Annotated in this window: 11 protein-coding genes; all 11 read right to left on the reverse strand. The window is 43.8% G+C overall.

The annotated features are described in order from the left end of the window. Positions 1-3: 3 nt before the first annotated feature. Entirely contained in the window at positions 4-1,251 is a 1,248-nt protein-coding gene (gene ilvA / locus ABIB50_RS25025; protein WP_429384402.1) for a threonine ammonia-lyase IlvA, read from the reverse strand. 153 nt (positions 1,252-1,404) lie between these two features. Continuing rightward, positions 1,405-2,463 carry a 3-isopropylmalate dehydrogenase gene (gene leuB / locus ABIB50_RS25030; RefSeq protein WP_429384404.1) on the reverse strand — a complete coding sequence of 353 codons (1,059 nt, stop codon included), beginning with the start codon at positions 2,461-2,463 and terminating at the stop codon, positions 1,405-1,407. Positions 2,464-2,560: 97 nt separating this feature from the next. After that, positions 2,561-4,078, reverse strand: coding sequence for an alpha-isopropylmalate synthase regulatory domain-containing protein (locus ABIB50_RS25035; protein ID WP_429384406.1), 1,518 nt, complete (start codon positions 4,076-4,078; stop codon positions 2,561-2,563). A 99-nt stretch (positions 4,079-4,177) separates the two neighbouring features. Next, positions 4,178-4,774 (reverse strand): 3-isopropylmalate dehydratase small subunit, encoded by a 597-nt coding sequence (gene leuD, locus ABIB50_RS25040; protein WP_429384409.1) that lies wholly within the window; start codon positions 4,772-4,774, stop codon positions 4,178-4,180. A 77-nt stretch (positions 4,775-4,851) separates the two neighbouring features. Further along, positions 4,852-6,258 (reverse strand): 3-isopropylmalate dehydratase large subunit, encoded by a 1,407-nt coding sequence (gene leuC / locus ABIB50_RS25045; RefSeq protein WP_429384412.1) that lies wholly within the window; start codon positions 6,256-6,258, stop codon positions 4,852-4,854. 15 nt (positions 6,259-6,273) lie between these two features. Continuing rightward, a complete protein-coding gene (locus ABIB50_RS25050) occupies positions 6,274-7,458 on the reverse strand; it encodes a 2-isopropylmalate synthase (protein WP_429384414.1) in 1,185 nt (394 codons plus the stop codon). Between the two features lie 169 nt (positions 7,459-7,627). Then, positions 7,628-8,686, reverse strand: coding sequence for a ketol-acid reductoisomerase (gene ilvC, locus ABIB50_RS25055; RefSeq protein ID WP_429384416.1), 1,059 nt, complete (start codon positions 8,684-8,686; stop codon positions 7,628-7,630). A gap of 65 nt (positions 8,687-8,751) precedes the next feature. Further along, positions 8,752-9,348, reverse strand: a complete 597-nt coding sequence (locus ABIB50_RS25060; protein WP_429384419.1) for an O-methyltransferase — start codon at positions 9,346-9,348, stop codon at positions 8,752-8,754. A gap of 2 nt (positions 9,349-9,350) precedes the next feature. Beyond that, on the reverse strand, positions 9,351-9,956 hold the full coding sequence (ilvN, locus tag ABIB50_RS25065) for an acetolactate synthase small subunit (RefSeq protein WP_429384421.1): 606 nt from the start codon (positions 9,954-9,956) through the stop codon (positions 9,351-9,353). 11 nt (positions 9,957-9,967) lie between these two features. Further along, positions 9,968-11,707, reverse strand: coding sequence for a biosynthetic-type acetolactate synthase large subunit (ilvB, locus tag ABIB50_RS25070; protein WP_429384424.1), 1,740 nt, complete (start codon positions 11,705-11,707; stop codon positions 9,968-9,970). A gap of 94 nt (positions 11,708-11,801) precedes the next feature. Further along, complete coding sequence (ilvD, locus tag ABIB50_RS25075; RefSeq protein ID WP_429384427.1) at positions 11,802-13,511, reverse strand: dihydroxy-acid dehydratase; 1,710 nt, start codon at positions 13,509-13,511, stop codon at positions 11,802-11,804. Between the last annotated feature and the right edge of the window lie 454 nt (positions 13,512-13,965).

Genomic DNA, 13,965 nt, shown 5'->3' on the forward strand with positions numbered 1-13,965 from the left:
AGTTTACACCAAATACTCAAATAAAGTCTGTTCCTTATTCAGTTCAATAACCTCAAACCTGTGCTCTTTAAAACGTTGCAACAAGCCTTCATAGTCGTCTTTATGGGTTAGTTCTATGCCTACCAATGCCGGGCCTTGTTCTTTCTCTGTTTTCTTGATGAACTCAAAACGGGTAATGTCGTCATGCGGACCTAATACATTATTCACAAATAGCTTCAATGCACCGGGGCGCTGCGGGAAACGTACGATGAAATAATGTTTCAGCCCTTCGTACAGTAATGATTTCTCCTTGATCTCCTGCATACGGGCAATGTCATTGTTACCGCCGCTGATAACACAAACCACCTTTTTACCTTTGATCTGGTCCTTACATTGGTCCAACACAGCAACCGATAATGCGCCGGCCGGTTCCACTACTATAGCTTCCTCGTTATATAATTTCAGGATTGTGGTACAAACCTTACCTTCGGCAGCCAGCTTTATTTCGTCCAACACTTTAGTGCAAAGATCATAGGTTAAACTACCCACCCGCTTTACAGAGGCCCCATCAACAAAACGGTCTATCTCTGGTAAAGTAACCGGACCGCCGTGTTTAAATGCTTCCATCATAGATGGCGCGCCTTCGGGCTCAACACCGATCAATAATATATCCGGATTTTTTTCTTTGAGATATGTTCCTGTTCCGGCTGCTAAGCCGCCGCCACCAATTGGCATTATTATAACCTCTGGGTCAGTCAAATCTTCTAATATCTCTACACCAACAGTTCCCTGTCCCTCAATAATGCTGTAATTATCAAAAGGCGGGATGAAGGTCATTTGGTGTTTAGCGGTATAAGCCAATGCTTCCATCAGGCAATCATCAAAAGTATCGCCCACCAATACCAGCTCAACACTGCCGTTGCCAAACATTTCTGTTTGCTGTACTTTTTGTTTAGGGGTTATCTCAGGCATAAAAATTACGCCTTTGGTACCCAGTTTATCGCAGGAGAATGCTACACCCTGCGCATGGTTACCTGCGCTGGCACAAACAACGCCTCTGCTTAGCTCTCCGGCAGATAACTGGCTGATCATATTGTAGGCCCCGCGCAATTTGTACGACCGTACAATTTGCAGGTCCTCGCGCTTAAGGTAGATCTCGCACTCGTATTTTTCTGACAGGCGGGGATTGTAAATAAGAGGCGTATGTTTTACAACGTCCTTTAATCGCTTTGCGGCGGCTTCAAAATCTAATTTAACGGTGTTGGCTGACATACTTGAGAATGTTATTTACGGCTGCAAAGGTAGGCACCATAGCCCTTAAAAAAAACTGTCATCCTACAAACATAGGATGACAGGTGATTATTATTATGCCTTTTGTTCCTCCTTTAGTCCAGGGGACTCCTTCGGAGGGGGTTAGAGGCTGTACTATATGTTTTGTGCCAACCAATCACCAACTTCGCTGGTTTTGTAGGCTTTGTTTTTACCGGAAAGGTCTTCTGTTACGATACCTTCGGCTAATGATTTATTTACAACACTGCGGATCAGTTCTGCTTCTTCTTTTAATCCGAAGGCATCCTCAAACATCATAGCAGCTGATAGGACGGTAGCTAAGGGGTTAGCGATGTCTTTGCCGGCCGCCTGCGGATAAGAACCGTGTATAGGCTCAAATAACGATGTATGCACGCCTATTGATGATGATGGCATCAACCCCATCGATCCTGATATTACAGATGCTTCGTCAGTCAGGATATCGCCAAATAAATTTTCAGTGATCAATACATCATAGCTGCTTGGCCATTGCACCAGGCGCATAGCCACGGCATCAACAAACTCATAGCTAACCGTAACTTCAGGATAATCTTTTTCCATGTCCTGTACAGTTTCTCTCCAAAGGCGTGAAGTTTCCAATACGTTGGCTTTATCTACACAGCATAGTTTTTTGCTGCGGGTCATAGCCATTTCAAAACCTAATTTAGCCAGGCGCTGTACTTCTTCGCGGGTATAGGTACAGGTATCAAAAGCCATGTTGCGGTCTTCTGATCTGCCACGTTCGCCAAAATAAATACCGCCTGTTAGCTCACGCAAAATGATCAGGTCGGTACCCTCAATACGCTCTCTTTTTAAAGGCGAGTTATCAATTAACGACGGGAAAGTAAACGTAGGGCGCACATTTGCATACAGCCCCAATTTCTTACGCATCTTTAATAAGCCCTGCTCCGGACGAACGGTTGCTTTTGGGTCGTTATCAAAACGTGGGTGGCCTATAGCACCAAATAACACTGCATCAGCAGCCATACAGATTTCGTGGGTCGAATCCGGGTAAGGTTCGCCAACGGCATCTATCGCGGCAGCGCCGGTTAAAGCCGCTGTCCAGCTAATTTCGTGGTTAAACTTTTTTGCGATGGCGTTTGATACTTTAACGGCCTGGTCAATAACTTCAGGTCCAATTCCGTCTCCTGCTAAAAGGGCGATATTTAATTTCATTTTTATTTTTTGATTTCACCGGTTACGGTGTGATTCACTGATTTTATTTTTAATTGTTTTATTTGTTAACTAATCTCTAATCACCAACCACTGATCACTATATTATATTCAACATCTTCTGTGTCGCTTTAATAGCGCATACGGTCTGATCTGAATCTAACCCGCGGGTTATAAATTTCTTTTCAGGGGTTTCCCAGGTGATAATGGTTTCGCACAATGCGTCCGAGCTGCTGCCCGGTGCTATGCGTACGGCATAATCAATCAGCTTAGGCAAAGTGCGTTGTTTCTTGGTATAAACTTTAACCAGCGCATTCATAAAGGCATCAAACTGGCCATCGCCCTGCGCGTTCTCTTCAAATTTCTCGCCATCAATACTTACCGATATGGTTGCCGATGGGCGCAAACCCATAGCGTTCATCAGCACATACGAGTCTACTATTACCTTTTCATCATACAGGCTGCTATCCAAAACATCGGATATGATATATGGCAGATCCTCTTTGGTTACCGTTTCTTTTTTATCCCCCAGCTCAATAACGCGTTGGGTAACTTTCTTCAAATCGGCATCATTCAGTTTTAAACCCAGTTCCTGCAGGTTTTTTTCAATATTAGCCTTACCCGATGTTTTACCCAGCGCATAATTGCGTTTACGGCCGAACCGTTCAGGGAGCAGATCGTTAAAATACAGATTGTTCTTATTGTCCCCATCGGCATGGATGCCTGCGGTTTGAGTAAATACGTTTTCGCCAACAATTGGTTTATTGGTTGGGATACGTACACCCGAAAAAGTCTCCACCAGTTTACTTACCGAATAAATGGATGATTCTTTTAACGCTATCTCTACCTCAGGTGCAAAGTCGTTTATAACGGCAACAGCGCTTGCAAGGGCGGCGTTCCCGGCGCGTTCACCCATTCCGTTAACGGTGAGGTGCAAGCCGCTTATGCCGGCTTTAACGGCTTCTAAAACGTTAGCCGTGCCCAGGTCATAATCATTATGCGCATGGAAATCAAAATGTGTACCCGGATATTTAGCTATCAGTTCCGATAAAAACCTGGCCGTTTCTTTTGGTGTTAAAACACCCAGTGTATCTGGCAGTAAAACACGTTTAACCGGTTGCTTCGTAATAAAGTCAAGATACTGGTAGACATACTCGATAGAGTTACGCATGCCATTGCTCCAATCCTCTAAATAAACATTGGTAGCAATGCCATTTTTGGCGGCAAGCTCAATAACGTTTGTTATTTCGGCAAAATGCTGTTCGGGTGTTTTTTTAAGCTGGTGGGTGAGGTGGTTCAACGAACCTTTGGTTAACAGGTTCTGCACCTTTACACCGGCGTTTATCATCCAGTCAATAGATACCCCGTTATCAACAAACGACAGCACTTCAATGCGATTTGTATAGCCATGTATCGCAGCCCACTCCATAATAGCTTTTACCGACTGGAACTCGCCTTCAGACACCCGTGCCGAGGCAATCTCCACTCGGTCGACATTAAGTTCTTCCAGTAATAATTGCGTAATGGTTAGTTTTTCTGATATGGAAAATGACACCCCCGATGTTTGTTCCCCATCGCGGAGTGTGGTATCCATTATCTCTATTTTCCTTCTTTCCATTGTAAAATTAGTTCGGCTGGCAAGGTAGCAACTGTATATTAAGGTAAAAGCGTTTCACGATTAAATGAAACGCTCTGCCGGTTTTTAATTGGTTTTTAATTAAAACGGAAGCTGCGTTGCAAATTCCTCAATTTCGCCTTTTATGCTTTGCAGATAATCAATATCATCAAAGCCATTAAGCATATTATTCTTTTTGTAGGAGTTGATTTCGAATTTCTCAAATTCGCCTGTAGTTAACAGTGTGATGGTTTGATTTGGAAGATTTACTTCCAGCTCCGTATTTGGGTCAGCAAATATTGCTGCGAAGATCTTTTCAGAAAACTCAGGGCTAACCTGTACAGGCAACACGCCAACGTTTAAGCAATTGCCACGGAAGATATCCGCAAAAAAGCTTGATACCACGCAGCGGAAACCATAATCGTAAACCGACCAGGCAGCATGCTCGCGCGATGAGCCCGAACCAAAGTTTTTACCTCCTATCAGTATTTTACCACTGTAAGTAGGGTCGTTCAATATAAAATCTTTTTTTGGTGTATTGTCCGGGTTGTAACGCCAATCGCGGAAAAGGTTATCACCAAAACCAACACGTTCTGTCGCCTTTAAAAAGCGGGCAGGTATTAATTGGTCAGTATCCACATTCTCGATAGGTAATGGTACCGCGGTGCTTGTAAGTATATTAAATTTATCGTAAGCCATTTTATTTTTGATTACACCGATGTGATTTGATTACACCGATTTTTTGCTTTAAGCTTTAGTCTTTCCGCTTTAAGCTTTTAAACTAATTCTTCAATTAATGTTCTCGGATCTGTTACTACGCCGGTAACTGCTGCTGCTGCTGCAACAAGCGGACTTGCCAGCATGGTGCGTGAGCCCGGTCCCTGGCGTCCTTCAAAATTCCTGTTTGAAGTACTTACCGCGTATTTGCCGGCAGGTACTTTATCATCGTTCATAGCTAAACAGGCCGAACATCCCGGCTGGCGCAATTCAAATCCGGCTTCGTTTAAAATATCTAATAAGCCTTCTTCTTTAATTTGAGCCTCAACAATGTGCGATCCAGGTACTAACCAGGCTGTAACATTATCAGCTTTATGCTTGCCTTTAACTAATGACGTAAACGCCCTGAAATCTTCGATACGGCCATTGGTACAGCTACCGACAAAAACGTAATCTACCGGCTTGCCAATCATCGAATCGCCTTCGTGGAAGCCCATATAACCTAACGATTTCTCGTAGGTGGCTACACCGCCCTCAACTTGTTCAGCATCGGGGATTTCATGCGAGATACCCATACCCATACCCGGGTTTGTACCGTAGGTGATCATTGGCTCGATAGTAGTCCCGTCAAAAGTTAATTCTTTATCGAAAATGGCACCGGCATCGGTTTTTAATGTTTTGTAGTAAGCTAATGCCTTGTCCCAGGCCTCGCCTTTAGGGCTAAACTCGCGGCCCTTAACATAGTTGATGGTGGTTTCGTCCGGTGCAATCATACCACCGCGCGCGCCCATCTCAATACTCAGGTTACATACGGTCATACGGCCTTCCATGGTCATATTCTCAAAAACATCACCGGCATATTCTACAAAATAACCTGTGGCGCCTGATGTAGTTAACTGAGAGATGATGAACAAAGCCACATCTTTAGGTGTAACCGCTTTACCTAATTTGCCATTAATGTTAATGCGCATTTTTTTAGGTTTTGGCTGCATGATACATTGGGTAGCCAATACCATTTCAACTTCGGATGTACCGATACCAAACGCAATAGCGCCAAAAGCACCATGGGTTGAGGTATGCGAGTCGCCGCAAACAATGGTTGCGCCGGGTTGCGTAATTCCATACTCAGGGCCTACAACATGTACAATGCCATTTTTTTGGTGGCCTAATCCCCAGTGGCTGATACCGTACTCTGCCGAGTTTGATTCCAGCATGTGTAACTGGTTGGCTGATAGCGGGTCGGCAACCGGCTTGTCCTGGTTAATAGTTGGCGTATTGTGGTCGGCCGTAGCAAATGTACGGTTAGGGTACAATACGGTTGTGCCCCTGCTTTTTAAGCCTAAAAAGGCAACAGGGCTGGTAACTTCGTGAATAAGGTGGCGATCTATAAAAAGCACATCCGGCCCGCCTTCAATCTTACGTACTACGTGCGCATCCCACACCTTATCAAATAATGTCTTGCTCATTTTCTTATACTGTTATTATCTTTTTTGCATAGCCTGAACGTACGAGTTGTCGGCAGTCATCAGCAATAAAAGATCATCATCATTAATATCTAATTTATTATCGGCCAAAGTTAAAAAGCGATGGTAGGCATCAGCCAGTTCGTCTTTATTAAGGTTGATACCCAGACGCTCCAAATGGAACTTTAAAGCATGCCTGCCGCTACGTGCGGTCAATACAATACTTGCGTTAGGGAAACCAACATCTTCGGGGCGGATAATTTCGTAATTCTCGCGGTTTTTCAGGAAACCATCCTGGTGGATGCCCGAGCTGTGTGCAAACGCGTTGCTGCCAACAATAGCCTTGTTAGGCTGTACCGGCATGCGCATTTGCGAGCTAACCATGCGGCTAAGCTCATAAAAATTCTTTGCATTGATATTGGTATGTAAACCCAATGCCTGGTGAGTTCTTAATATCATCACTACCTCTTCAATAGCAGTATTACCCGCACGCTCACCAATGCCATTAATGGTACCCTCTATTTGGCGGGCACCGTTTTGCAAGCCTGCAACAGAGTTAGCGGTAGCTAAACCCAGATCGTTATGGCAATGCACAGATATAATAGCTTTATCTATATTCTTAACGTTTTCTTTAAGGAACTTTATTTTTTCGCCGTATTGATCCGGCAGGCAATAGCCGTTGGTATCGGGGATGTTTACTACTGTGGCACCCGCTTCAATTACAGCTTCGATCATCTGAGCCAGGTAGCGAACGTCGGCACGGCCGGCATCCTCTGCATAAAACTCAATATCCTCGACAGATTTTTTGGCGTATTTAACAGCTTCAACAGCGCGCACTAAGATCTCTTCGCGGGTACTGTTAAATTTGTTCTTGATATGCATATCAGACGAGCCAATGCCGGTATGGATCCGGGGGTGCTTGGCGTATCTTAGTGATTCTACAGCAGCGTCGATATCGCCTTTGTTGGCACGGGTCAACGCACAAACGGTTGGGTTCTTTACTGCTTTTGATATTTCTACCACGCTCTGGAAATCGCCGGGGCTTGATATCGGGAAACCCGCTTCAATAATGTCAACTCCTAATGCTTCCAGTTCATGGGCTATCTCAATTTTTTCAGGGGTAGTTAACTGGCAGCCCGGTACCTGCTCGCCATCGCGCAGCGTGGTATCAAAAACGTAGACTCGGTTTGGATCGTGTAACATATCTTTTATTGTTTGTTGTTTTTTTAGTAGTATCAAGTAGCTAGTATCAAGTAGCAAGATTTTCTTGTTGCTTGATACTAGGCTATCTGATTATTTATATCAATTACTGAATATCAATTGCAAGCTTAATTATGTCTTGCTATTTGATACTAATCACTTGATACTCAAATTATGCTTCTACAGCCTGGTTCTCAGGGCGTAAACTGCGTACAGTTTTGCCTGCTTGCCATAATTCGCTGTCGCGTAGTTCTTTTAACTCAGCGTCAAGCTTCTCACGGTAATCTTCCTTGCTGTTTGAGTCGATTGATTTTTGTGACTCAACACCGGTTGCAACGCTTTTGTACAGGTCTTCAAATACCGGTTTAGTAGCGTCACGGAATTTTTTCCACCAATCTAATGCACCGCGTTGTGCAGTGGTTGAGCAATTGGCATACATCCAATCCATACCATTTTCTGCAACTAAAGGCATTAATGATTGGGTTAACTCTTCAACAGTTTCGTTGAAAGATTCAGAAGGAGAGTGGCCATTGCTGCGTAATACTTCGTACTGTGCAGCAAAAATACCCTGGATACAACCCATCAGCGTACCACGCTCGCCGGTTAAATCGCTGTATACTTCTTTACGGAAATCTGTTTCGAATAAGTAACCGCTACCAACCGCAATACCTAAAGCTATAACACGCTCAAAAGCACGGCCTGTAGCATCCTGGAATATAGCGTAGCTTGAATTTAAGCCACGGCCCTGTAAAAACATACGGCGCAATGAAGTACCTGATCCTTTTGGAGCAACTAAAAATACGTCAACATCAGCAGGAGGAATGATACCTGTTTGCTCGTTGAAAGTGATACCAAAACCGTGAGAGAAGTATAATGCTTTACCCGGGGTTAAGTGTTTTTTAACCGTTGGCCATAAAGCAATTTGTGCAGCATCGCTTAATAAATAGCAAATAACGGTGCCTCTTTCTAAAGCTTCTTCAATTTCAAAAAGGGTTTCGCCCGGTACAAAGCCATCGCTTACGGCTTTATCCCATGATTTTGAATTTTTACGCTGACCAACAATTACGTTGATACCGTTGTCTTTTTGATTAAGCGCCTGGCCCGGGCCCTGCACGCCGTAACCAATAACAGCTACTACTTCGTTTTTTAAAATGTCTTGTGCCTTTGATAAAGGGAACTCCTCGCGGGTTACTACATTTTCTTCAGTAGTGCCGAAAATTAATTTTGCCATGATTTTGTTTTTATTGATTTTGATTACACCGATGTTTTATTGTTGATTACACCGATTAGTTTATGTTACTTGTTTATTGTTAATTGTTTTTTTGTGATGATTACTACGCCGCTTGCCCAGCCTAATTTTGTTAATGTTAAATCCTCCCTTGAGTCTAAATAAGCCAGCAAGTCTGTTACCTTATTGGCATGCCCTTCGGGCCAGTTTTGTTGCGGAAGCATATCGTCAATAATATAAAAGCCGCCTTCCTCTATCATTCCTAATACTTCATCGAGCAATGAAAATTTACCCGGCCATGCATCAGCAAATACAAAACTGAATTTCTGTTTAGCATTTTGTTTAATCCAATCAGCACCATCAGTACAGATTAGCTTTAAGCGTTTATCAACACCGATGTTTTCTTTAGCTATGCTTAAAATGTCCGGATCATTATCAATTGATATTAATGTTGATGATTTATCCATACCATCTAATATCCAGCTGGTAGCCAAGCCTGTACCGGTACCTAATTCTAAAAATTTACCACCTGGTTTTGATGCCGCCAATGTTTTAAGTAACGAGCAGGTCAATACCTCTGACGCCATTGTAAAGCCGCTGCGTTCGCCGGCGGTTTTTATAGCTTCATAAGCAGCGGGATATTGTTGTCTGATCTCCTCGAACATAATTACATGGTAAATACTTTAGCACCTTTATTCAAATACTCATTCTCTACAGCTTCTTCACCGGGTTCTAACCGTTCAAACTCGCGTAGTTTGGAGTTAAAGCCTTCGCTGTTCTTAATAATAGCTACACGTGCACTACGTACAAACTCTATCAGCCCATATGGTTGCAGTATGTTTATCAGGTTATCGGTTTCTTCGCGATGTCCTGTTGTTTCAAACACGGTATAATCTTTACGGATCACTACCGCGCGTGCACCATTTTCGCGCAGCAAACGCTCAACGCTAACTTTCTCGGCAATTACATCTGTCGATACTTTGTAAAGCGCCAGTTCCTGCCATATCACATCCTCGTTGGTGTGGTAGTATACTTTTAATACCTCTACCTGCTTTTCTATCTGGCGGGTAAGCTTGCGGACTACGTCTTCCGATTCCGTTATTACAATATTAAAGCGGTGGATACTCTCAATCTCTGACGGAGAAGTATTCAGGCTATCTATATTTATTTTACGACGCGTGAATATGATCGCTATCCTATTTAGCAAACCAACCTGGTTCTCTGTGTAGATAGTGATGTTAAATTCCTGCTGTATTACTTCTTGATTGCTCATAATGTCTTTACTTATTTAAGCCTGATCTCACTAACACTACATCCTTGTGGTACCATCGGGAACACATTGTTCTCTTTAGTTACCATCACTTCCAACAGGAACGAACCTTTGGTGTCCAGCATTTCTTTTAAAGCGCCCTGTAAGTCTTCGCGTTCGCTGATGCACTTGCCCGGGATACGGTAAGCCGCAGCTAATGCAACAAAATCGGGGCTTTGGATATCCACAAATGAATATCTGCGGTCATTAAACAACTCCTGCCACTGGCGCACCATGCCCAGGAAACGGTTGTTAAGGATGATGATCTTTACATCTACACCGGTTTGCATAATGGTGCCCAATTCCTGGCAGGTCATCTGGAAACCGCCATCGCCAATAATAGCTACTACGGTACGGTCAAGCGCACCATATTTAGCGCCTATGGCTGCAGGTAATGCAAAACCCATAGTGCCTAAACCGCCGCTGGTAACGTTGCTGCGGGTGTTGTTAAATTTAGCGTAGCGGCAAGCCACCATCTGGTGCTGGCCAACATCGGTAACAATTATAGCCTCACCGAGGGTAAGGTCATTTAGTTGTTTGATCACTTCGCCCATGGTCATTTCGCCTTCGGTCGGGTTAAGCTCTTTTTCAATTACCTGTTCAACTTCCTGCCTGGTGTAATCGTTAAATTTGGCTAACCACTCGGTATGTTGCTTTTCTTCAACTAATGCGGTTAATAATGGCAAGGTTTCTTTACAATCGCCCCAAACAGGTACCGTTGTTTTAACGTTTTTGTCTATCTCGGCAGGGTCAATATCCAAATGGATAACCTGTGCCTGTTTAGCATATTTATCAAGGCGACCGGTTACCCGGTCATCAAAACGCATACCTATAGCGATCAATACATCGCATTCGTTGGTTAGCACGTTCGGCCCGTAATTACCGTGCATACCCAGCATACCCACATTTAAAGGGTGATCTGTAGGGATAGCGCCGGCACCTAAAACAGTCCACGCTGCTGGAATGCCGCTTTTTTCAACAAATGCTTTAAATTCCTGCTCGGCACTACCTAATAATATGCCCTGACCGAACAATATGAATGGCTTTTTAGCCTGGTTAATTAAAGCAGCTGCCTGCTCAACATACGGTGTACGTACAATAGGTTTTGGGCGATAGCTGCGGATGTGCTCGCATTTGGTATAGCCTTCGTAATCGAACAACTGGATCTGCGCGTTTTTGGTAATGTCGATCAGTACTGGCCCCGGGCGGCCGCTTTTAGCTATATAGAACGCTTTGGCAAGAACCTCAGGGATCTCGTTAGCATCAGTTACCTGGTAGTTCCATTTGGTAACCGGGGTAGTGATGTTTATTACGTCTGTTTCCTGGAAAGCATCGGTGCCTAAAAGGTGCGCGAATACCTGCCCGGTGATACAAACTAATGGTGTGCTGTCTATCTGTGCATCGGCCAATCCTGTTACCAGGTTGGTAGCGCCGGGTCCGCTGGTTGCAAAAACCACACCCACTTTACCTGATGTGCGCGCATAACCCTGGCCGGCATGTGTTCCGCCCTGTTCATGGCGAACCAATATGTGGTTCAGTTTATCATTGTAATCATACAAAGCATCATAAATAGGCATAATGGCACCACCCGGATATCCGAAGATGGTATCAACGCCTTCTGCAATTAATGCTTCTAATAATGCAACCGATCCGGAAACCTTTGTGGTTTCCTTGGCAGATGCCTGTGTTAGTATTTCCTGTTGTGCAACTTCCATACTGTTTATTGTTATACGTAGTACGTTTACGTTATACGTTTTTTTGTTTAATTTGATAAGTACGTAAAACGTATAACGTCCCACGTACAACCCTTTACTCCATCTCGTCTGTTACGCAACCTTCGGCTGCATTTGAAACAGTTTTGGCGTATCTGTATAATAGGCCTTTGGTTACTTTTAACTTTGGCTGGATCCAGGCTGCCTTGCGGGCTGCCATTTCTTCGTCCGATAAAATCACATTGATCTGGTTTGTTGTAGCATCGATAATGATCTTATCCTCGTCTTTAATCAAACCTATCGCACCGCCGTCAAAAGCTTCGGGGGTGATATGGCCCACCACAAATCCATGTGTGCCGCCACTAAAGCGCCCGTCGGTAATTAATGCTACCGAGCTGCCTAAACCCGCGCCAAAAATGGCTGATGTTGGCTTAAGCATTTCGGGCATACCAGGCGCGCCTTTAGGCCCCACGTTGCGGATAACCACCACATCACCTTTTTTGACTCGGCCATTTGTTATGCCTGCTATCAGCTCAAATTCGCCATCGAATACACGGGCAGGGCCTTCAAAATGAGTTCCCTCTTTACCGCTTATTTTGGCTACGCTACCACCTGTGGCAATATTGCCGTACAGTATCTGTAAGTGACCGGTAGCCTTTACTGGCGCTTTAACCGGCCATATAATTTTTTGTGTATCAAAATCCAATGCAGGTACTTCTGCTAAGTTCTCGGCAATGGTTTTACCGGTAACGGTAAGGCAATCGCCATGTAACCAGCCTTGTGCAAAGCAATACTTCATTACCGCGGGTACACCACCAACATTGTGCAGATCCTCCATCATGTATTTACCGCTTGGCTTCATATCAGCCAATACCGGGATACGGTTACTAACCGTTTGGAAATCATCCTGGGTTAATTTAACGTCCACACTTTTTGCCATAGCTATCATGTGCAGTACCGCGTTTGTGCTTCCGCCCAATACCATAATTACCACCATCGCATTCTCAAATGCTTTGCGGGTCATGATATCGCTTGGTTTAATATCCTTCTCTAATAATATCTTAATGGCTTTACCGGCAGCCAGGCATTCGGCTTTCTTTTCTTCGCTTAACGCTGGATTTGAAGAGGAGTAAGGCAAGCTCATGCCCAATGCTTCGATAGCGGCAGCCATAGTATTAGCCGTATATATGCCGCCGCAGGCACCGGCGCTTGGGCAAGCATTTTTAATTACGCCTATAAAATCTTCAGGAGTAATGTCGCCGGCTATCCTTTTACCTAAAGCCTCAAAAGCCGATACGATGTTCAGATCTTCACCCTTCCAATGGCCCGGTTTAATTGTACCACCGTATACCATTATAGATGGGCGGTTTAACCTGCCCATGGCCATAATTGAGCCCGGCATGTTTTTATCACAGCCCGGCAGGGTAATTAAACCATCATAATATTGTGCGCCTGTTACAGCTTCAATCGAATCGGCAATTATATCACGGCTAACTAACGAGTAACGCATACCTTCGGTACCGTTGCTCATGCCATCGCTCACACCAATAGTGTGGAATATCAACCCAACCAAATCCTCATCCCAAATACCTTTCTTTACAATCTTTGCTAAGTCGTTAAGGTGCATATTACAGGTATTGCCATCATAACCCATACTTGCCACGCCTACCTGCGCTTTTTTCATATCATCATCTGTTAAGCCAATGCCGTATAGCATGGCCTGTGCGGCTGGCTGAGTAGGGTCCTGCGTAAAAGTTTTGCTGTACTTATTTAATTCCACGCCGGTTTTGCTGTTAGATGAACTCATTTTTAGTCTGTATTTTTATTACAGGATTTAGGTTTCCTGTTGGATGTATTTTTGTTTCCCTTAAGATAGGCTAACCCAAAAAAACTGGCAATAGCATATCGTATTTTTTTCAATTAAATACTAAGTATTGATTTATTAGATAAATATATCTATATAATTCTTGAAAAACCAAATAAAACAGAATATAATTTTTAGTGCACTATACCAAAGTTCAAAACGGTATTCGGTATTGATTTTATGCATGCATAGTAAAAGCCAGTTTTTCTGCCTGAAATTCCTGTTGGCTCTAAAAAAATTGTGAAAAAAGGTGGTATTAACGTACCCATTTGCGCACGCTATTTAAATAAAAAAAGGAGCCTTATTGGCTCCCACTTTTTAAACATATATAGTGAACTTTTTCAAGTGGTTGCTTGGTTACAAGCTTGCCATTTTCTCTTCGGCAAGGCGGGCAGCT

Origin of the sequence: Mucilaginibacter sp. UYCu711, from assembly GCF_050433825.1 — a bacterium.
GTDB lineage: Bacteria > Bacteroidota > Bacteroidia > Sphingobacteriales > Sphingobacteriaceae > Mucilaginibacter.

Coding starts and splice junctions, on each gene's coding strand:
- ilvA (WP_429384402.1), bottom strand. CDS start 1,251: ATGTCAGCCAACACCGTTAAATTAGATTTTGAAGCCGCCGCAAAGCGA.
- leuB (WP_429384404.1), bottom strand. CDS start 2,463: ATGAAATTAAATATCGCCCTTTTAGCAGGAGACGGAATTGGACCTGAA.
- ABIB50_RS25035 (WP_429384406.1), bottom strand. CDS start 4,078: ATGGAAAGAAGGAAAATAGAGATAATGGATACCACACTCCGCGATGGG.
- leuD (WP_429384409.1), bottom strand. CDS start 4,774: ATGGCTTACGATAAATTTAATATACTTACAAGCACCGCGGTACCATTA.
- leuC (WP_429384412.1), bottom strand. CDS start 6,258: ATGAGCAAGACATTATTTGATAAGGTGTGGGATGCGCACGTAGTACGT.
- ABIB50_RS25050 (WP_429384414.1), bottom strand. CDS start 7,458: ATGTTACACGATCCAAACCGAGTCTACGTTTTTGATACCACGCTGCGC.
- ilvC (WP_429384416.1), bottom strand. CDS start 8,686: ATGGCAAAATTAATTTTCGGCACTACTGAAGAAAATGTAGTAACCCGC.
- ABIB50_RS25060 (WP_429384419.1), bottom strand. CDS start 9,348: ATGTTCGAGGAGATCAGACAACAATATCCCGCTGCTTATGAAGCTATA.
- ilvN (WP_429384421.1), bottom strand. CDS start 9,956: ATGAGCAATCAAGAAGTAATACAGCAGGAATTTAACATCACTATCTAC.
- ilvB (WP_429384424.1), bottom strand. CDS start 11,707: ATGGAAGTTGCACAACAGGAAATACTAACACAGGCATCTGCCAAGGAA.
- ilvD (WP_429384427.1), bottom strand. CDS start 13,511: ATGAGTTCATCTAACAGCAAAACCGGCGTGGAATTAAATAAGTACAGC.